Below are 20235 nucleotides of genomic sequence, written 5' to 3' on the forward strand. Positions count from 1 at the left end.
GAGGCGCGATTTGCAAAACCTGAAGATTATAGCCCGACGCCGGGTCCGCCGCCCGGTTGCTCTCTCCAGACCCGCCTCCCCCTATACTGCGGACGCATGGAGCGCATCGTACCGATCGGCAACGGCACCGAGGGCGCGGCCCGCCGCTGGCCGCTGTACGGCAGCGCCGCGTCGCGGGCGATCGAGCGGCAGGCCGCCGAAGGGCTGCCCCCGCACGCGCTGATGCAACGTGCCGGCCAGGCGGTGGCGCGGCTGGCGCGCGCCTGGCGCCCCCACGCACGGCGCGTGCTGGTGGTCACGGGGCGCGGGAACAACGGCGGGGACGGGTGGCTGGCCGCCGCCCTGCTGCAGCGCCATCTGCGCGGCATCCCAGGCGCCAGCGTGCAGGTCTGGCCGCTGGGCCCCACCGCCCGAATGCCGGACGATGCCCGCTGGGCGTGGGCCGAGGCCCGCGCCGCCGGGGTCGACGTGATCGAAGCCCCCACCCCGCCGGCCACGCCGGCCGATTTGATCATCGACGCGGTCTTTGGCCTGGGGCTGTCGCGCCCCGTGGACGGCCCGGCGCGGGATGCCCTGCGCTGGTTGCACGGCTGCCCAGTGCCCACCCTGTGTGTGGACCTGCCCAGCGGGCTGGATGCGGACACCGGGCACTGGTGGATCGATGCGCCGCCGCAGCCCGGCGGGCCCCGCATCACCCTGTCGCTGCTGACGCTCAAATCCGGGTTGTTCACGGGGCTGGGCCGCGCTTGTGCGGGCGAGGCGATCTGGTTTGACGACCTGGGCGTGGCCCCGGCCCCGCAGCACGCCCCCGATGCCTGGCTGGCGACGCCCTCCCGCTGGCCCGATGTGCCGGCATTGCGCCGGGCGCACGCCAGCCACAAAGGCAGCCGGGGGGATGTCGTCGTGGTGGGCGGCCAGTTGCCGAGCGCCAGCGACGGCGTCGGCATGGCCGGTGCCGCAGTGCTGGCGGCGCGCGCCGCCTTGCGCGCGGGTGCTGGACGGGTGTACGTGGGGCTGCTGAATGGCGAAGCCACCCTGCCGCCGTGGGATGGCGGTCAACCCGCGCTGATGCTGCGCACCGCCCAGGCCGTGCTGGCATCCGCGCTGCCGGAGCAGGCGGTGGTGGTGGCCGGCTGCGGCGGCGGCGCATCGATGGCCGAGGTGCTGCCCGCGCTGCTGGCCCGCGCGCCGCGTCTGGTGCTCGACGCCGACGCGCTCAACGCCCTTGGCCCCGCGGCACGCGAGGGCGCCCGCAGCCCGGCGGCACCCGGCGACCCCTGGGCGCTTCGGCGTGCCGCGGGCTGGCGCACCGTCCTGACCCCCCACCCGCTGGAGGCCGCCCGTCTGCTCGGCACCGATGTGGCAGGCGTGCAGGCCGACCGATTGGGCGCGGCCCGGGCACTGGCGCACCAGCTCGGCGCCACGATCGTGCTCAAGGGCAGCGGGACGGTCATCGCCGCGCCGGACGGGGCCCCCATCGTCAATGCCAGTGGCGACGGCCTGCTGGCCAGCGCGGGCACCGGGGATGTGCTGGCGGGCCTGATCGGGGCCCGGCTGGCTCACGGTGACGCGGACGACCTGCCCGCCGCCATCGCCGAGGCGGTGGCCGCCCACGGCCGGCTGACCCAGCGCTGGACGGGCGCATGGCCCCCAACCGCCACCGATCTGCTCGACTGAACGACACCCGGAGACGCCACACCATGCCCATCGACGACCGTAACCTGCCCCGCTGCGAGGCCAACCATGTGCCGCTGACGCCGCTGTCATTCCTGGATCGCACGGCGGAGCTGTATCCCGATCGGCTGGCCATCGTGCACGGGCTGGGCGAGACGGCGCTGCGCCAAACCTGGAGCGAGACGCGCATCCGCTGCCGCCGGCTGGCCAGCGCCCTGCGCCAAGCCGGCATCGACCGCCAGGACACGGTGGCGGCCCTGCTGCCCAACACGCCACCCATGGTGGAAGCCCACTTTGGCGTACCGATGGCGGGCGCGGTGCTCAACACCCTCAACACCCGCCTGGACCCGGAAGCCATCGCCTTCATGCTCGACCACGGCGAGGCGCGCGCGGTGCTGGTCGACCCGGAGTTTGCCGCGCTGCTGGCGCGCGCCCTGCCCTTGCGCCAACGGAGCGATCCGCTGTTGGTGATCCAGACGCAGGACGCGGGGTTTGGCGCGCCGACGGCTGTACTGGAGGCCGTGGACTACGAGGCCTTCCTGGCCGGGGGCGACCCGGACTTTGCGGGGGTGATGCCGCTCGACGAGTGGGATGCGATCGCCCTCAACTACACCAGCGGCACCACGGGCAACCCCAAGGGCGTGCTCTACCACCACCGGGGGGCGGCGCTCAATGCGCTGTCCAACATCCTGGAGTGGGACATGCCCAAGCACCCCGTCTATTTGTGGACGCTGCCGCTGTTTCACTGCAATGGCTGGTGCTTCCCCTGGACGCTGGCGGCGCGCGCAGGCGTCAACGTCTGCCTGCGCCGCGTGGAGGCGGCGACGGTATTCGACCTGATGCGGGCGCACGGCGTGACCCATTACTGCGGCGCACCGATCGTGCACGCCATGCTGGCCAACGCCCCCGAGGCGCTCAAAGCCGGGCTGCAGCGCGGCATCCGGGGCATGGTCGCCGCATCGGCGCCCCCGGCGGCCTTGCTGGAAGCGATGGAGCGCATGGGCATCGAGCTGACCCACGTGTACGGCCTGACCGAGGTGTATGGCCCCGCCACCGTCTGCGCACCGCAGGCGGGCTGGGCCGAGCTGCCCGTCGAGGAGCGGGCCCGCCTGAACGCGCGCCAAGGCGTGCGCTACCACCTGCAGCACGAGGCGCGCGTGCTCGATCCGGACACCCTGCAGCCCGTGCCCTGGGACGGTGAAACCATGGGCGAAATCATGTTCCGCGGCAACATCGTCATGAAGGGCTATCTCAAGAACCCGCAGGCGACGGCACAAGCCTTCGCGGGCGGCTGGTTCCACACGGGCGATCTGGCGGTGCAGTACCCGGACGGCTACATCAAGATCAAGGACCGCAGCAAGGACATCATCATCTCGGGCGGCGAGAACATCTCCTCCATCGAGGTGGAGGACGTGCTCTACCGCCACCCCGCGGTGCAGGCGGCGGCCGTCGTGGCCAAGCCCGATCCCCGCTGGGGCGAGACGCCCTGCGCTTTCGTCGAGCTCAAGGACGGCGCCGAGGTCACGGCCGAGGCCATCATCGCGCACTGCCGGGCGCATCTGGCCGGCTTCAAGGTCCCGCGGGCAGTGGTGTTTGGCGAACTGCCCAAGACCAGCACCGGCAAGATCCAGAAGTTCGAGCTGCGCAAGCGCGCCGGGTCGGTACAGGCGATCGACGTCTGAACCCGGCCCCGCTCAGGGATCCGGCACCCCGGAGAGGCGGTTTGCACTCCCCTCCCCCACGGACTGCGGGGCGGGGCTGCCGCGCCGCTCGCGCCGCCACGCCCAAGGGGGCTGCGGATCGGGTTGCGCCCATAACCCCAGCCGGCCGGTGCGGGCCAGGGTTTCGGCCAACGCATAGCGCCAACGCTCGGTCAGGGGTTGTTCCCGCGCGTGGGCCGTGTAGTGCCAGGCCAGGCCCTGCTCCACGACCCACAGGGCAAGGTCCTGCGGCTGGGCATCGCCGGGCAGCCACAGCACGGCCAGGGTGCGGCCATACCGGTCGCGGCCGCGGGGCTCCAGGGTTACCGCGCGGCCCAGCGCGCGTTCGCGGACGGCCTCGCGCGCCTGCGGGCCGTACGGCTGCTCCAGTTCCGGCGCATCGATGGTGGCCAGCCGCACCGCGTACACCCGGCCACTGGCATCGCGCACGCGCACCGTGTCGCCGTCGTGCACCGACACCACCGTCACGGCGCGCGCGGCGGCTTCGGACGGCGGACCGGACGGCCCGGGCCCGCCGCACGCGGCCAGCCCCAGCGCGAAGGCCACCGCCAGCCACAGGCGCTTCGTCATAGCTGGGGCCGCAGTTCGAGCGCCGCCTCGTGCAGCAGTGGCAGCAGTTCCCGCTCCACGGCGCCGTCACGCAGGCGGTTCTGGGACAGCACGGCGTTGAGGGCGGCGACGGTGCGGCCCTGCATGTCGCGCAGGGGCACCGCGACGGCGTGCACGCCCAGCTCGTGCTCCTCGCTGCAGACGCAATGGTCTGCCTGCCGCACCTGCTGCAGGATGCGCCGCAACGCCTCCGGCTCGGTCACGGTGTAGGGGGTCAGGCGCGGCAGGCTGCCGGTGGCTGCGGTGCGTTCGGCCAGCCATTGCGCCAAGGCGGGCCGCGCCAGGGCCGCAAGCAGCACACGGCCGGTGGACGTGGCGTGGGCAGGCAGGCGCGCGCCCAGGTGCAGCCCATGCGCCGTCCAGCGTGCCCGGGCCCGGACCGCAGACGGATCCCCCAGCGACGCCCCTTGCCAGTCGCCGCCGCCCTCGGCCGGGGGCGCGACGCTGCGGGCCACGACGACCACCGCGTCGCCGTCGAGCACGGCCACCGAAAAGGACTCGCGCGCCTGCGCCGCCAGCCGGTTGAGCACCGGCTGCACCGCGCGCGGCAGGCGCGCCGACGCCAGATAGCTGCCGGACAAGCGCAGCACCTTGGGCGAGAGCCAGAAGTAGTGCCCATCGGTCTCCAGATAACCCAGATGGGCCAGCGTGAGCAGATGGCGGCGGGCGGCCGCGCGCGTCAGGCCGGTGCGCTGCGCGGCCAGGGTGGCGTTGAGGCGCTGGCGCTCGGTATCGAAGCTCTCCAGCACCGCCAGCCCCTTGGCCAGGCCGGCGATGTAGTCCGCAGCGGCAATGTCCATGGCGCAACGATACCCGATTCGCCCGCTGGATGCGGAATTTTGCGCGGTGATCGCGCAACCCGCACGATCACCGCGCAATCGATGTAGGGCAAGACCACGCGGGGCGTGCGCGGCCCCTAGCATGACCGCGTCATCGATTCCCTGAGGAGACCCCCATGCGTACCCAAGTCGTCATCGTTGGCGCCGGCCCTTCCGGGCTGCTGCTCGGCCAATTGCTGCACAAGGCCGGCATCGACAACGTCATCGTCGAGCGCCAAAGCGCCGAGTATGTGCTCGGCCGCATCCGCGCCGGCGTGCTGGAGCAGGTGGCGGTGGATGTGCTCGACGAGGCCGGGGTCGGCCAGCGCATGCACGCCGAGGGCCTGCCGCACGCAGGCTTCGACCTGCTGTTCAAGGGGGCGCGCCACCGCATCGACCTGGCGGGCCTGACCGGTGGCAAAAAGGTGCTGGTCTATGGCCAGACCGAGGTGACGCGCGACCTGATGGCCGCGCGCGCCGCCAGCGGGCAGGCCACGGTGTACGAGGCCGCCCACGTCGCCATCCACGGCTTCGACGGCGCACACCCCCATGTGACCTACGAAAAGGATGGCGTCACCCACCGCATCGACGCCGACTTCATCGCCGGCTGCGACGGCTTTCACGGCGTGTGCCGCGCCAGCGTGCCGCGCAGCGCCATCACCGAGTACGAAAAAGTCTACCCGTTTGGCTGGCTCGGGTTGCTGTCCGACACGCCACCGGTGCACGAAGAGCTGATTTACGTCAACAGCCCGCGCGGCTTTGCGCTGTGCTCCATGCGCAGCCGCACCCGCAGCCGCTACTACCTGCAGGTGCCGCTGTCCGACACCGTGGACAGTTGGAGTGACCAGGCGTTTTGGGACGAGCTGCGCCGCCGCCTGGACCCGGCCGCGGCCGAGGCGCTGGTCACCGGCCCCTCGTTCGAAAAAAGCATCGCGCCGCTGCGCAGCTTCGTCAGCGAGCCGATGCGCTTTGGCCGGCTGCTGCTGGCGGGCGATGCGGCCCACATCGTGCCGCCGACGGGGGCCAAGGGGCTCAACCTCGCCGCCACCGACGTCAAGTACCTGGCCGATGCGCTGATCGAACATTTCCTGGAGCGCTCGGACGCCGGAATCGACGGCTATTCGGAGCGCTGCCTCAAGCGCATTTGGCGCGCGGAGCGGTTCTCGTGGTGGTTCACCAGCCTGATGCACCGCTTTCCGGGTGAGGGCGAGATCGCGCAGAAATTCCAGGAAGCCGAGCTGGACTACCTGATCCACAGCGAGGCCGGCGCGCGCACCATCGCCGAAAACTACGTCGGCCTGCCGTTGGACTTTGGCTTGCGGCGCGCCTGACGCCCCACCGCCGCCGCGCCCCCGGGCGCGGATGCCCCTCCGGACTCGCCCCCCGTGATCCGCGGGGGCAAGCCGGTGTGCTGGGTCAGCAGCCGGCCTTTGACCGGCTGGGAGGTGCGGCTCGGCGCCGCCGCCCGCGGCCGCCCCCCGGGCGGGGTGGAGTTGGCCCGCCGCGGGCTCTGGTAGCCCCCGTCCGTCAACGGCTGGTAGGTGGGGACGAGGTGATGCTTGCCGTTGCCAATCAGGTCGGCGCGGCCCATGCGCTTGAGCGCCTCGCGCAGCAGCGGCCAGTTGTTGGGGTCGTGGTAGCGCAAAAATGCCTTGTGCAGGCGGCGGCGTTTCTCGCCTTTGACGACGTCCACCGCCTCGGCCCGCTCGTCGCGGTGAATGCCTTTGAGCGGGTTGAGCCCCGTGTGGTACATGGCCGTGGCCGTGGCCATGGGGCTGGGATAGAAGGTTTGCACCTGATCGGCGCGAAAGCCGTTTTTCTTCAGCCACAGCGCCAGGTGCATCATGTCCTCGTCGCTGGTGCCGGGGTGTGCGGCGATGAAGTACGGAATCAGGTACTGCTCTTTGCCCGCTTCGGCGCTGAATTGATCGAACAACTGCTTGAAGCGGTCGTAGCTGCCGATGCCCGGCTTCATCATCTTGGACAGCGGGCCGGGCTCGGTGTGCTCGGGCGCGATCTTGAGGTAGCCGCCGACGTGGTGCTGCACCAGTTCCCGGACGTACTCGGGGCTTTTCACCGCCAGGTCGTAGCGCAGGCCGGAGCCGATGAGGATTTTCTTGATGCCGGGCAGCGAGCGGGCACGGCGATAGATGCGGATCAGGGGGCCGTGGTCGGTGGTGAGGTTGGCGCAGATGCCCGGATAGACGCAGCTGGGCTTGCGGCAGGCGGCCTCGATCTCGGGGCTTTTGCAGCCCAGGCGATACATGTTGGCCGTGGGCCCGCCCAGGTCGGAGATGACGCCGGTGAAGCCCGCGACCTTGTCGCGAATCTCCTCCACCTCTTTGATGATGGAGTCCTCGGAGCGGCTCTGGATGATGCGGCCCTCGTGCTCGGTGATGGAGCAGAAGGTGCAGCCGCCAAAACAGCCGCGCATGATGTTGACCGAGAAGCGAATCATCTCCCAGGCCGGGATCTTGGTCGGGCCGTCGTGGCGGCCGCGCTCGTCGGCGTAAGCGGGGTGCGGGCTGCGCGCGTAGGGCAGGCCGAACACCCAGTCCATCTCGGCCGTGGTCAGGGGGACGGACGGTGGGTTGATCCACACGTCGCGGGCGGCCGGCCCGCTGCCGTGGGCCTGCACCAGCGCGCGGGCGTTGCCGGGGTTGGTCTCCAGATGCAGCACGCGGTTGGCATGGGCATAGAGGACCGGGTCGGCCTTGACCTGCTCGTAACTCGGCAGGCGGATGACGGTGCGCTCGCGCGGCGGGCGGCCCCGGTGCGGCAAGGACGGATTGGCCATGAAGCGCAGCGGTTGCACAGGCGCGGCGGGGACTTCGTCTTCCCGCGCGCAGGTCTGGCCCTGGGCCTTGGCCTGCTCCGAAACCATCAGGTACGGGTTGACATGCGCATCCACCCGGCCGGGCTGGTCCACTTCGGTGGAGTCGATCTCGAACCAGCCCTCGGGCGTGCTGCGCCGCACGAAGGCGGTGCCGCGCACGTCGGTGATGGACTCGATCGGCTCGCGCCGGGCCAGGCGGTGGGCCACTTCGACCAAGGCGCGCTCGGCATTGCCGTAGAGCAGCAGGTCGCATTTGCTGTCGAGCACGATGGAGCGGCGCACCGTCTCGCTCCAGTAGTCGTAGTGGGCGATGCGGCGCAGGCTGCCCTCGATGCCACCCAGGATGATGGGCACGTCTTTGTACGCCTCGCGGCAGCGCTGGCTGTAAACGATGGCGGCGCGGTCCGGCCGTCGGCCGCCCTGCCCGCCCGGGGTGTAGGCGTCGTCGGAGCGGATCTTGCGGTCGGCCGTGTAGCGGTTAATCATCGAGTCCATGTTGCCCGCCGTCACGCCCCAGAACAGGTTGGGGCGGCCCAGGGCCTTGAAGGCCTCGGCGCTGTGCCAGTCCGGCTGAGCGATGATGCCGACGCGAAAGCCCTGCGCCTCCAGCACGCGGCCGATCACAGCCATGCCAAAGCTCGGGTGATCCACATAGGCGTCGCCAGTGACCAGGATGACGTCGCACGAATCCCAGCCCAGCGCCTCCATCTCGGCGCGGCTCATGGGCAGGAAGGGGGCCACCCCGAAGCGTTTGGCCCAGTACGGCTTGTAGCTGGTCAGCGGCTTGGCGTGGCGTGGGAAGAAAGAGACGTCGACCGGGGCATTCATGGGGGCAGGCGTCCGCAGAAAAACCGTGCAGTGTACGCCGGCGGGCCGTGCGCCGTGCCCCGGTGCGACGAGCGGCCCCGCTGCGATCAGGGGGACTGGGGCGGTGCGCCCGGCTCGCGGCGGCGGAACATGCCCCACCCTTCCATGTGCAGCACCTGCTCGCCGTGCTGGTTGAACAGCGCCCACACGGTGCGCACCAAGCCGACGTCGGGCCGCTTGCCCATCGGGCGCTTGTCGACGATGGTGTGGCGCAGCCGCAGCTCGTCACCGGGAAAGACGGGCTTGAGCCATTTCAGGCTCTCCAGCCCCGGCGAGCCCAGGCTCGACGACTCGTGCAGAAAGTTCGTCACCATCAGCCGCATGGCCAGTGCACAGGTGTGCCAGCCGCTGGCACACAGGGCGCCGAACACCGAGTGGCGCGCGGCCTCGGGGTCCAGGTGAAACGGCTGCGGATCGTACTGGCGGGCAAACGCAACGATCTCTTCCTCGGTCACGGTCAGGCTGCCCAAGTCGCGCGAGTCGCCGACGGCGAGGTCTTCCCACCAGATGCGGATGTGGGGGCTGGATGCGGGGTCGATGGCGGTCATGGCATTTCCTCCTGCCGACACCATAGCGTCGCCGGCCGGCCCTGGGCGTCACAGATCGGACAAAGCGATCTGCACCTGTTGCTCAAAGTGTGCGACATCCCCCAGGGCGTTGGCCTGCAACAAGGCGGTCACCTGGGCCAGCGCCAGGGCCGCGCCACCGCCGCTCGCCGCGGGCGTCAGCGCCCACCAGTGCCGCGCGGTGGTCATGCGCCGGCGTCCCCGAACGCGTGCCGCAGGGCGCGCGCGGCATCCTGGTGCGCGCGCAGCGCCTCCGGGAGGATGCGCCCCATCTTGATGAACTCGTGCGTCACGCCGCGGTAGATCTCCAGGTCCACGGCGACGCCGGCCATGCGCAGGGCATCGGCGAGCAGGATGCCCTCATCGACCAGGGGGTCGCACTCCGCCAGGCCGATCCAGGCGGGGGCCACGCCATCGAAGTCCGGGGCCAGCAGCGGGGCAAAGCGCCAGTCCTCGCGCTGGCTGTCGTCGATGTAGTGGCGGAAGAACCACTGGATGGTCTCGGCCTCCAGCAGAAAGCCGTGTCCGAAGCGACGGTGCGACGCCGTGTCCTGCCACGCCGAGCACCCCGGGTAGAACAGCAGTTGCAGCGCCAGCGGCCAGCCGGCATCGCGCGCCTGCAGAGCCGTCACGACCGCCAGGGTGCCACCGGCGCTGTCGCCCCCGATGGCGATGCGCCCCGGATCCAGCCCCAGCCCCGCAGCGGCGCCGCGCAGCCAGGCCAAGGCATCGAAGGCGTCATGCACCGCCGTGGGGAAGCGGTGCTCGGGCGCCAGACGGTAATCCAGCGACAGCACGGCGCAGCCGGCCAGATGGGCCAAGTGTCGGCACAGGGGGGCGTGCGTGCGCACACTGCCCACCGTAAAGCCCCCGCCATGCAGATAGAGCAGCACCGGCGGCGGTGTGGCGTGCGGCGGCCGATGCGGCACGACGAGTTCGGCCGCCAGCCGCGCACCGTCGCGGGCGGGGATCGCCAGAGACTCCACCCGCGCCATGCGGTGCGGCGGCAGGTCCAGCACATTGGCGCCCGCCTCGTAAAAGGCCCGCGCCTGCTCGGGCGTCAGGGCATGCAGGGGCGGCCGCCCCGCGCGGGCCATGCGATCCAGCACCCCGCGCATGGCGGGGGTCAGCAATTGGCGGGGATGGGTGTGCGTCATGGGGCGGATTGTCGCGCGCGAGCCAGGCCGTCACCGCCGCCGCGCGCTACAGTCCGGGCCAGCCCCCCACCCACTCAGTATGAGGAGACTCCACCCGTGGCCGAAATCCGCTACCTCACCACCATCCAGATCGAATCCGGTGCGCTGCGCCTGCTGCGCAGCGAGTGCGCGCGCGTGGGAATCGCCCGCCCGCTGATCGTGACCGATGCCGGCGTGCGCGCGGCCGGTCTGCTGGAGCGCGCGGTGGCGGCCCTGGGGGACGGCGGCCCCACCCTGCCCCACGCCGTCTACGACGGCACGCCGTCCAATCCGACCGAGGCGGCCGTGCGCGCGGCCGCGGCGGTCTACCGCGAGGCCGGCTGCGACGGGCTGATCGCCCTGGGCGGCGGCAGCGCGATCGACTGCGCCAAGGGCGTGGCCATCGCCGTGGCGCACGAGGGGCCGCTCAAGACTTACGCGACCATCGAGGGCGGCTCGCCGCGCATCACGGACCGGGTGCCGCCCCTGATCGCGGTGCCGACGACGGCGGGCACCGGCAGCGAGGTGGCGCGCGGCGCGATCCTGATCGTCGACGATGGGCGCAAACTCGGCTTTCACAGTTGGCACCTGCTGCCCCGCGCCGCCATCCTGGACCCCGACCTGACGCTGGGCCTGCCGCCGCGGCTGACCGCGGCCACGGGCATGGATGCCATCGCGCACTGCATCGAGACCTTCCTGGCCCCGGCCTTCAATCCGCCGGCCGACGGCATCGCCCTCGACGGACTGGAGCGCGGCTGGGCCCACATCGAGCGCGCCACGCGCGACGGCCAGGACCGCGAGGCGCGGCTGCACATGATGAGCGCCAGCATGCAGGGGGCCATGGCATTCCAGAAGGGGCTGGGCTGCGTGCACTCGCTCAGCCACAGCTTAGGCGGCCTGAACCCCGCCCTGCACCACGGCACGCTCAATGCCGTCTTTCTGCCGGCGGTGATCGCCTTCAACGCCGGGGCCGAGAGCGTGCAGCGCGAGCGCCGGCTGCAGCGCATGGCGCGTGTGATGGGGCTGGCGGGTCCGGACGACATCGGTCCCGCGATCCGGGCGCTCAACGCCCGGCTGGGCCTGCCCGCCGGGCTGGCCGACATGGGGGTGACGCCGGCAATGTTCGAGCGCATCATCGACGGGGCGATGGCCGACCACTGCCACAAGACCAACCCGCGGCTGGCCACCCGCGACGACTACCGCGCGATGCTCGAAGCGTCGCTGTGACCGGCTCCCAGGGCTACGGTCAACGGCCGCAGCCCGATCAGAGCGGCTCGACGCGGGCCGGATCGGGCCGCTGCAGCCAGGCGGCAAATTCGTCCGCCAGGCGCTGCGCCTCGCGCACGGCGGTCTGCCACGCCTGCATGCGCTCGGCCAGCCGGTGGCCATAGCGCGGAAAGTCGGTCCGATCGGGCAATTTGCCATTGGGCAGCCGCCGCACCCAGTCCGGATCGGGCGACAGCACGATGGTGTGGTCCAGCGCAGCCGTGGGGCGGTGGCGCCAGCGCAGGCCCTTGTCCAGCCAGCCCGGGATGACCTGCCGCTGGAAATGCGGGTACAGCACCAGCCCGCGCGTCGGGCGCCAGCGCAGGTGCAGGTGGTAGTCGGTGATGCCGCCGTCCCAGTACGCGCCAGGCGGGGCCCCCGGAATATGGTGCACCGCCTGGAGCACGAACGGGATAGAGCAGCTCGCCTGCAGCGCGGGCATGAAGTTGTCGGCCTGCAGCGGCACATTGCGCGTGCGGTAGTCCGTGGGGTCGAACGGCAGCTCCGGCAGGCGGCCGCCGCGTTCGGGGCCGGCCACCGGGGCAGAGAACACCACCCGCTCCAGCCAGGCCCCCATGGCGCGACGGCGCAGCGCATTGGTCAGAAAAGCGCCCGCGTACCCCAACGGCGTGCGCCAACGCCCCTCGTGGCCCAGCAAATGGCGCCCCCGCGATGTGACGATGTGGAGCCGGTAGCGCGGATGGTGCAGCACTTCGCCCAGGCGGCCCCCGAAAAAATCGCGCAAATTGCGAGCAAATGACGCGCTGACGTGCTCCGGCGTGGGGCGGCTGCGCCCCGGCTCGACTTCGTAGTCCTGGGCGATGTAGTCCCGCTCCAGCCGCTCGAAGGCCGCCACGGGGTCGTCCAGACAGGCGGTGGCCATGCGCCAGGCCCCGATCGAGGCCCCCACCAGATCCACCGCATGCCCCCCTTGAGGCAGCCACTCGCCAAACAAAAAGCGGTCCAACGGCCCCAGAATCAAACCCTTGGGCCCGCCGGCGGCACCCGGAATCACGCCGACCGCCGCCGGTTGCAACCCGTCGCGGCGCAGGTGAGCAAGCGCCGCCGGGCCGGCATGGATGCGCAGCGCCCGGGTCATGCCCCGCCCTCGATGACCACCCCGCCGGGATCGACCAGGGTGTCGGGATCCAGCTGCAGCAGCTCGCCCACCGCGTCGGGGTAGGTGTGGATCAGGGCATCGCGCTGGTTGCCCAGCGTCCACAGGCGGGCGCGCCAGGCCGCCATGTGGACGACGGCGGCCAGCGGATCGGCCGATTCGCGGTGCAGCGGGTCGACGTGGTGCTCGATGGCCTGCACCAGCACCCGCGGCAAGCGCCAGTGCTGCCCGAGCGCCGCGCCCACCTCGGCGTAGGAGTAGCCCAGCGCCTGGTACTCCGCGCCGGCGCGCTCCAGGGCAAACCAGGGCCGCTCGCGGTCCAGATCGCGCATGACCTCGGGCAGGGCCTGGTGCATGACGAGTTCGCCCACGGCGTGCAGCAGCGCGGCGGTGAAGGCCACGTTGTCGTCCAGCCGGCGCGGGGCGCACACCCGGCGGGCCACCGACGCCGCGACGAAGCTGTACGCCCAAAACCGCTCCAGATCGATGCCCGGCGGGGCCGGAAAGCGGCTTTGCACCGCGGCGGCCAGCACCAGCGCCCGCACCCGATGCAGCCCGAGCACCGTGACCGCATCGCGCACGCTGTGCACGGGCCGCAGCAGCCGCAGAAAGGCCGAATTGGCCTGCTGCAACAGCCGGGCCACGAGGGCGGGATCGCGCTCGATGTCGGCGGTCACGGCGTTGAGGTCGACCTCGTCACGCCCAAAAGTGGCGATCAAGCGCGCGGCCACCTCGGGCACCACGGGCAGCGCATCCGGTCGCTGAAGCAGGGCCTGTAATCGCATCGCCTGCCCTCAATGCAAAAAGGCGGCCAGTTCACCGGCCGAGGTCCATTCCTGCGGATCCTTGTCGAGCACGGTTTCCAGGCTCAGACCGAGCAGTATCGCCACCACGTCCGGGAAGGTCGCGGCCATCGCATCGCGGTCCAGGTTCATCTCCTGCGCGCGCGCGCGCCACGATGCCATGTGGATGACCCCGGCCAGCGGCTCGTAGATATCGCCCTCGAACGGGACCAGCTGGTGGCGCAGCGCCTTGACGATGACTTCGGGGAAATCCCAGCGCTGCGCGAAGGCCGCGCCCACGTCGGCGTAGGTGTAGCCCAACACCGATCGTTCGACCTCGGCGCGCTTCATGTCGAATGGCGAGACGCGCCAGTCGATCTTGGCCACGACGTCGGGCATGCCGATGTGCATGACCAGATCCCCGACGGCATGCACCAGCCCCGCCGTGAAGGCGGCCCCCTCCGGCAGGCGCAGGCTGCGCGCCAGCGGCCGGCAGATCTTGGCCGTGTTGAGACTGTAGCGCCAAAACTGCTCCAGATTGACGCCCGGCACGGTCTTGAAGCTGCTGCCCAGCGCCACCGCCTGCACCAGCGTGCGCAAGTGGTTGAAGCCCAGCACCGTGATCGCCTCGCCGACGCTGTCGATCTGCCGCGTCAACCCGAAGAAGGCCGAATTGGCCAGCTTGAGCAGGCGCGCCGTCAGCCCCGGGTCGGTCGCGACCAGGTCGGCGATGCGGCGCGGATCGGGATCGTCGCGGTCGAGTTCGGCCGTGACCTCCGAGACCACACGCGGGATGCTCGGGATCGCCTTGGCCTGGTTGAGCAGTTCGTCGAGCGTCATGTCAGCGTGCGATTATCCGCGCTGCCGCAGCCCCTGCAGCTTGGCGAATGCCGATGCCATGGCCGTGGCGGCCGGCTCGGCCGGGCGGGCGCGCACGCGGGCGCCCCCGGCCCCGTTGCCAGCTCCGTTCCCGGCCCCGTCGGCGCTCCGCCCCGACGGCGCCTGCCCCGGCTGCGCATCCAGCCGCATGGTCAGCGCGATGCGCCGGCGCGGCAGGTCCACCTCCAGCACCTTGACGCGCACGATGTCGCCGGCCTTGACCACCTCGCGTGCATCGGCCACATACCGGTTGGCCAGTTGGCTGACGTGCACCAGCCCGTCCTGGTGCACGCCGACGTCCACGAACGCGCCGAACTGCGCCACGTTGGTCACCGTACCCTCCAGCACCATGCTGGGCTTGAGGTCCTTCAGATCCTGCACCGTGTCGTCGAAGCGCGCGACCCGGAAATCCGGCCGCGGGTCGCGCCCGGGTTTTTCCAGCTCGCTCAGGATGTCGCGCACCGTCACCACCCCGAAGCGGTCGTCGGCAAAGGCCTCGGGCTTGAGCGCGCGCAACACCTCGGCCTTGCCCATCACGGCCTCGATGGGGCGGCCCGCCGCAGCCAGGATGCGCTCGACGACGGGATAGGTCTCCGGGTGCACACCCGTCATGTCCAGCGGATTGTCCCCGCCGCGGATGCGCAGGAAGCCCGCGCACTGCTCGAAGGTCTTGGGCCCCAGCCCCGTCACCTGCAACAGTTGCTGCCGGTGGCGGAAGGCCCCGTGGGCGTCACGCCAGCGCACCACGGCGCGCGCCGTCGCCGCGGACAGGCCCGAGACGCGCGCGAGCAACGGCACGCTGGCCGTGTTCAAGTCCACCCCCACGCCGTTGACGCAGTCCTCCACCACGGCATCCAGCGTGCGCGCCAGGGCCGCCTGGTTGACGTCGTGCTGGTACTGGCCAACGCCAATGCTCTTGGGGTCGATCTTGACCAGCTCGGCCAGCGGATCCTGCAGCCGGCGCGCGATGCTCACCGCCCCGCGCAGGCTCACGTCGAGCTCCGGCAACTCCTGCGCCGCGGCCTCGCTGGCACTGTAGACCGAGGCGCCGGCCTCGCTGACGACGACCTTTTGCGGCAGCGGGCCCGCCCCGCCCTGGCGCAGGCGCTGCAGCAGCTCGGCCACCAGTCGGTCGGTCTCGCGGCTCGCGGTGCCGTTGCCGATGGCGATCAGCTCCACGCCGTGGCGCCGCACCAGCGCGGCCAACGCCGTCAGCGCCCCTTCGACATCGCGCCGGGGCTCGAACGGATAGACCGTGGCAGTGTCCACCACCTTGCCGGTGGCATCCACCACCGCCACCTTGACGCCGGTGCGGATGCCGGGGTCCAGCCCCATCGTCGGTCGCGCGCCGGCCGGTGCAGCCAGCAGCAGGTCGCGCAGGTTGGCGCCGAACACCTGGATCGCCACCGCCTCGGCCTGCTCGCGCAGGCGGGCGAACAGGTCGCGCTCGATCGACAGGCTCAGCTTCACACGCCACGTCCAGGCCACGCAGCGGCGCAGCAGGTCGTCGGCGGCGCGGCCCTGGTGGCTCCAGCCCAGCAACCGGGCCAGGCGTCCCTCGGCCACCGAGGGCTGGCCAGCCGGCGCCTCCTGCGGCTGAGCCAGGCGCAGATCCAGCACCTCCTGCGCGCGGCCGCGCAGCATCGCCAGCGCCCGGTGCGACGGCACGCGCGCGATCGGCTCGTCGTGCTCGAAGTAGTCGCGGAACTTGGCGACCTCCGGGTCGTCGGGGTTGCGCGCCTCGATGCGGCGGCTGCGCAGCAGCCCCTCGGTCCACAGCCACTCGCGCAGCGGCTGCACGAGGGTGGCGTCCTCGGCCCAGCGCTCGCTCAGGATGTCACGCACGCCGTCCAGCACCGCGGCCACGGTGGTGAAGTCGCTGCCGTCCTCGCTCTTGGCTTCCTTCACGTAAGGCTGGGCGGCGGCGTGCGGATCCAGCGTCGGGTCGGCCCAGAGCGCATCCGCGAGCGGCTCCAGCCCCGCCTCGCGCGCGATCTGGCCCTTGGTGCGGCGCTTGGGCTTGTACGGCAGGTAGAGGTCTTCCAGATCCTGCTTGGTCGCCGCGGCCTCCAGCGCCGCCCGCAGCGCGGGCGTGAGCTTGCCCTGCTCCTCGATGCTGCGCAGGATGGCGGCGCGGCGCTCTTCCAGCTCGCGCAGGTAGGTCAGACGCTGCTCCAACTGGCGCAGCTGGGTGTCGTCGAGGCCCCCGGTGGCCTCTTTGCGGTAGCGGGCGATGAAGGGGACGGTGGCGCCGCCGTCCAGCAGGTCCACGGCGGCCTGCACCTGGGCGGCGCGCACGCCGAGCTCGTCGGCGAGGCGGGCAACGATCGTCGTGCTCACGGTCGATGGCATGGGGTGGTTCGATACGAAAACCGGCAAGTGTGCCACGGCGCCCCCGGCACGCCGTTTGCTCAGCGGTCGATCGTGATCATTCATCTCCACCCGCATTCCGCCCGCCCATGAGTCTGCCCGCCGTCCCCATCGACAACTACCTGCCCTACATGCCCGACGTCACGCGCTGCGAGACGTCGCTGCGCGAGCTGAACCTGATGTGGCGCCTGATCGAGTCGACCGCGCGCATGGTCTGCCCGCAGGAGGCGCAGGCCATCCTGCCGACGATTGCCGCCACGCGCGCCGGCTTCGACCGGCTGGAGCGCGAGCTGGTGCGCAGCCTGGTGGCCGAGAAGATCGACCACGCCATGGCGGCGCTGGGCACGCGCGCCGGCTACGTGATCGACATCGTCGTGCGCAACCTGTACGAGCGCACCGCCGACGTCGGCTTCCTGGCCACCGACCGCGTGCTGTGCGAGTTCGTCGCCGGGCTGACGCGCGACGTCGACGCCGTGCGCGCGCGGCTGCTGTCGTACCGGCGCAAGTACACGGTGTACGACGAGATCCTGCTGCTGGACCCGCAAGGCAACGTGCTGGTGCAGACCGACCCCGCGCACGCGGTGGAGGGCACGCAGGACCCGTTGCTCGAGCAGGCACTGGCCTCGGACGGCTACGTGCAGATCTTTCGCCCGACCGACCTGCGCCCCGGGCTGGGCGCCAGCCTCATCTACGCCCAGCGCATGCTGCACCCGACGACGCGCCAGCCGGCCGGCGTGCTGTGCCTGGTGTTCGGCTTCGAGGCCGAGATGGCCGGCATCTTCCGCTCGCACGGCGACCCGGCCGGCCGCTCCATCCTGCTGCTGCTGGACGCTCAGGCGCGCGTCATCGCCAGCTCCGACGAGCACTGGATCGGGCGCGGCGCGCGCGTGCCGGTCAATCCCGACGGCGCGCCGCGCCTGCTGCTGCACGCCGGGCGCGAGTACCTGGTCTGCACGCGCCGTGCCGAGGGCTACCAGGGCTACCTGGGCCCGGAGGGCTGGCAGGGGCAGGTGATGGTGCCGGTGGACCTGGCCTTCACGCGCGACGAGGGCAGCGCGCTGGAGGCGCTGGACCCCGGCACCGCCGCCGGCCTGCTGTCGCACGCGCGCAGCTTCAGCCCGCCGCTGTACGAGGTGATCCGCGCCACCGAGTCGATCCGCCGGGTGGTGTGGAACGGCCAGGTCGTCACCGCCGGGCGCGACATCGACCGCCAGCGCCTCAAGACCATCCTCGACCAGATCAGCGAGACCGGCGCGCGCAGCAACACGCTGTTCGCGCAGTCGGTGCGCGACCTCTACGACACCGTGCTGGCCTCCGGCCTGCAGCGCGTCGGCTTCGTCGCCCACCTGGCGGTGGACCTGCTGGACCGCAACCTGTACGAGCGCGCCGACGACTGCCGCTGGTGGGCGATGACGCCGGAGCTGCGCACCATCCTGGCGCAGCCGGAGCCCCAGGACGGTGCGCGCGAGACGATCACGCCGCTGCTGCGCTACATCCACTCGCTCTACACCGTCTACACGCGGCTGTTCGTCTACGACCGCGGCGGGCGCATCGTCGCCCAGTCGCACGACGGCGGCGACGACGGGCTGGTCGGCCGCCGCGTCGACGAGGCCACGCTGCAGGCGGTGCTGGCGCTGCAAGACGAGCAGCGCTACCACGTCTCGCCGTTCCAGGTGGAGCCGTGGACCGACGGACGCCCGACCTACACCTACCACGCCGCGATCCGCCACCCGGAGGACGGCCGCATCGTCGGCGGCATCGGCATCGTCTTCCACGCCGAGCGCGAGCTGCTGGCGATGCTGCGCGGCGCCGTCGGCCAGCGGCCGGACGCGCGCGCCTACCTGACCGACCGGCAGGGCCGCGTCATCGCCAGCACCGACCCGGCCACGCCGGTGGGGACGGTGCTGGCGGCCGCCGGGCCGTGGCTGGAGCTGCCCAACGGCGCCACCGCCAGCCGCGTCATCGAGCACGAGGGGCACTACGTGCTGCTGGGCGCCTCGGCCTCGGCCGGCTACCGCGAGTTCAAGACCAGCGACGGCTACCGCGACGACGTGCTGGCCTTCGTGATCGAGACGCTGGGCCCGGTACGGCGCGCCAGCGCCCGGGTCGGCGGCGCCCACGACGACGGCTGGACGCACGGCGCGGCGCGCGGCGGGCAGGAGTACGCCACCTTCTACCTCGGCAACGACCTGCTGGCGCTGGATGCGGCGTGCGTGCGCGAGGCGGTGCCGGCCGAGCGCATGACCAGCGCCCCGGCCGGCGGCCACCCGGCGCGCGTCGGTCTGCTGCCGCCGACCGACAACACCGCCGTGCGCCACTTCCTGTGGGTGTACGACCTCGGCCGCCTGCTCGGCGTCGCCGCCCCGGCGGACACCGCCGTGCAGGGCCGCCAGATCATCCTGGTGGAGCACGGCGGCCAGACCGCCGGCCTGCTGGTCGACGAGCTGCACGCCGTGCCGGAGTTCGCGCCGAACGAGATCATCGAGGCGCCGTTCGGCGGTGCCGCGCGGCGGCTGATCGACCGCCTGATCCGCGCCCGCGGCGGCGAGGTGCTGATCCCGGTGGTGGACACCGTGCGGCTGTTCGCCGCCCTGCGGCAGGGCGAGGAGCGGCTGGCTTCAGCCGCCTGACGTCAGCCGCCTGAACGCAGCGCCGCGCGCAACTGCGCGCCGACCTCCGGCCGGTCGGCGAACGGGTCGGGAGGGTTGCGGCCCTCGACGATCGCCTGCAGGCGCTGCGCCACCGGTGCCAGGGCATGCGGGTGGCTGTAGATGTAGAAGCGGTCCTGCTCCATCGCCTGGAACACCTGCCACGCCACTTCGGCTGCGGTCACCTTGCCGCTGCTGACCGCCTTCTCGCTCATGGCCTGCCCGATGAGCTGGCTGCGCGTCGGGGCAGCCGACGGCAGATCCGCCGGGCGGTTGCGCTGGCTGTGGGCGATGCCGGTCGGCACGAAATACGGACAGAGGACGCTGGCGCCGACCTGGTCCGTGACCAGCCGCAGGTCCTGATACAAGGTCTCGGTCAGCGCCACCACCGCGTGCTTGCTGACGTTGTAGACCCCCATGTTGGGCGGCGTCAGCAGCCCGGCCATGCTGGCGGTGTTGACGATGTGGCCGCGCCAGGCGGGATCGGCCTGCGCCGCGGCCAGCATCATCGGCGTAAAGACACGCACACCGTGGATCACGCCCCACAGGTTGACGCCCAGCACCCACTGCCAGTCGGCGACGGTGTTTTCCCACACCAGCCCGCCGGCGGCCACGCCAGCGTTGTTGAAGACGAAGTGCGGCGCGCCGAAGCGGGCCTGCACGGCTTGGCCCAGATCGTCCATCTGGGCGGCGTCGGCCACGTCGACGCGCCGGGACAGCACCGGCACGCCGGCCGCCTCCGCCTCGGCGCGGGCGCGCTCCAGCGCATCGGGCTGTACGTCCACCAGCGCCAGGTTCATGCGGCGCTGCATCGCGATGCGCGCCACCTCCAACCCGAAGCCGGAGCCGGCCCCGGTGATGACGGCCGTGCGGCCGGCGAAGTCGGTGATCATGGGCGGGCCCTCGC

General features: G+C 71.7%; 16 protein-coding genes. 5 read left to right on the plus strand and 11 right to left on the minus strand.

All coding sequences use genetic code 11. From position 1 onward, the window contains the following. The first annotated feature begins 96 nt into the window (after positions 1-96). Positions 97-1677, plus strand: coding sequence for an NAD(P)H-hydrate dehydratase (locus tag Tfont_RS01015; RefSeq protein ID WP_143968116.1), 1581 nt, complete (start codon positions 97-99; stop codon positions 1675-1677). Between the two features lie 23 nt (positions 1678-1700). Then, positions 1701-3356 carry an acyl-CoA synthetase gene (locus Tfont_RS01020; RefSeq protein ID WP_143968117.1) on the plus strand — a complete coding sequence of 552 codons (1656 nt, stop codon included), beginning with the start codon at positions 1701-1703 and terminating at the stop codon, positions 3354-3356. A 12-nt stretch (positions 3357-3368) separates the two neighbouring features. Here Tfont_RS01020 and Tfont_RS01025 read toward each other — a convergent pair whose 3' ends face one another. Both Tfont_RS01025 and Tfont_RS01030 read right to left on the minus strand, forming a co-directional pair. Then, positions 3369-3965 (minus strand): thermonuclease family protein, encoded by a 597-nt coding sequence (locus tag Tfont_RS01025; protein ID WP_143968118.1) that lies wholly within the window; start codon positions 3963-3965, stop codon positions 3369-3371. Then, positions 3962-4804 carry an IclR family transcriptional regulator domain-containing protein gene (locus Tfont_RS01030; protein ID WP_143968119.1) on the minus strand — a complete coding sequence of 281 codons (843 nt, stop codon included), beginning with the start codon at positions 4802-4804 and terminating at the stop codon, positions 3962-3964. Before Tfont_RS01030 ends, Tfont_RS01025 begins: the two co-directional genes overlap by 4 nt. Before the next feature lie 155 nt (positions 4805-4959). Between Tfont_RS01030 and pobA the strand changes: the two genes are divergently transcribed. Further along, positions 4960-6153 carry a 4-hydroxybenzoate 3-monooxygenase gene (gene pobA, locus Tfont_RS01035; protein ID WP_143968120.1) on the plus strand — a complete coding sequence of 398 codons (1194 nt, stop codon included), beginning with the start codon at positions 4960-4962 and terminating at the stop codon, positions 6151-6153. Here the strand turns inward: pobA and Tfont_RS01040 are convergent. From Tfont_RS01040 to Tfont_RS01050, 4 genes are all read right to left on the minus strand, one after another. After that, complete coding sequence (locus Tfont_RS01040) at positions 6111-8486, minus strand: YgiQ family radical SAM protein (protein WP_143968121.1); 2376 nt, start codon at positions 8484-8486, stop codon at positions 6111-6113. The two genes, pobA and Tfont_RS01040, sit on opposite strands and share 43 nt — an antisense overlap. An 86-nt stretch (positions 8487-8572) precedes the next feature. Beyond that, the gene (locus Tfont_RS01045; protein ID WP_143968122.1) at positions 8573-9073 is read right to left on the minus strand and encodes a MaoC family dehydratase; all 501 of its coding nucleotides are present in this window, start codon (positions 9071-9073) and stop codon (positions 8573-8575) included. A gap of 48 nt (positions 9074-9121) precedes the next feature. After that, a complete protein-coding gene (locus Tfont_RS14445; RefSeq protein ID WP_185974444.1) occupies positions 9122-9280 on the minus strand; it encodes a hypothetical protein in 159 nt (52 codons plus the stop codon). Continuing rightward, positions 9277-10248, minus strand: coding sequence for an alpha/beta hydrolase (locus tag Tfont_RS01050; RefSeq protein WP_260682218.1), 972 nt, complete (start codon positions 10246-10248; stop codon positions 9277-9279). Before Tfont_RS01050 ends, Tfont_RS14445 begins: the two co-directional genes overlap by 4 nt. A gap of 96 nt (positions 10249-10344) precedes the next feature. Between Tfont_RS01050 and Tfont_RS01055 the strand changes: the two genes are divergently transcribed. Further along, positions 10345-11493: an iron-containing alcohol dehydrogenase gene (locus Tfont_RS01055; RefSeq protein ID WP_143968123.1), complete on the plus strand. Its 1149-nt coding sequence runs from the start codon at positions 10345-10347 to the stop codon at positions 11491-11493. 37 nt (positions 11494-11530) lie between these two features. On the opposite strand, the gene Tfont_RS01060 is transcribed toward Tfont_RS01055, so the two are convergent. The 4 genes from Tfont_RS01060 to Tfont_RS01075 are packed head-to-tail and all read right to left on the minus strand — an operon-like array spanning position 11531 to position 16662. Continuing rightward, a complete protein-coding gene (locus Tfont_RS01060; protein ID WP_143968124.1) occupies positions 11531-12631 on the minus strand; it encodes a patatin-like phospholipase family protein in 1101 nt (366 codons plus the stop codon). Continuing rightward, on the minus strand, positions 12628-13434 hold the full coding sequence (locus tag Tfont_RS01065; RefSeq protein WP_143968125.1) for an HDOD domain-containing protein: 807 nt from the start codon (positions 13432-13434) through the stop codon (positions 12628-12630). Before Tfont_RS01065 ends, Tfont_RS01060 begins: the two co-directional genes overlap by 4 nt. A gap of 9 nt (positions 13435-13443) precedes the next feature. Beyond that, positions 13444-14271, minus strand: a complete 828-nt coding sequence (locus Tfont_RS01070) for an HDOD domain-containing protein (RefSeq protein WP_143968126.1) — start codon at positions 14269-14271, stop codon at positions 13444-13446. A gap of 12 nt (positions 14272-14283) precedes the next feature. Beyond that, complete coding sequence (locus Tfont_RS01075) at positions 14284-16662, minus strand: Tex family protein (protein ID WP_143968127.1); 2379 nt, start codon at positions 16660-16662, stop codon at positions 14284-14286. Positions 16663-16769: 107 nt separating this feature from the next. On the opposite strand from Tfont_RS01075, the gene Tfont_RS01080 reads away from it, so the two are divergent. Next, on the plus strand, positions 16770-19310 hold the full coding sequence (locus tag Tfont_RS01080; protein WP_143968128.1) for a chemotaxis protein CheW: 2541 nt from the start codon (positions 16770-16772) through the stop codon (positions 19308-19310). Between the two features lie 2 nt (positions 19311-19312). On the opposite strand, the gene Tfont_RS01085 is transcribed toward Tfont_RS01080, so the two are convergent. Further along, a complete protein-coding gene (locus Tfont_RS01085) occupies positions 19313-20221 on the minus strand; it encodes an SDR family oxidoreductase (RefSeq protein WP_143968129.1) in 909 nt (302 codons plus the stop codon). Positions 20222-20235: the final 14 nt, after the last annotated feature.

This window comes from Tepidimonas fonticaldi, assembly GCF_007556755.1.
GTDB lineage: Bacteria > Pseudomonadota > Gammaproteobacteria > Burkholderiales > Burkholderiaceae_C > Tepidimonas > Tepidimonas fonticaldi.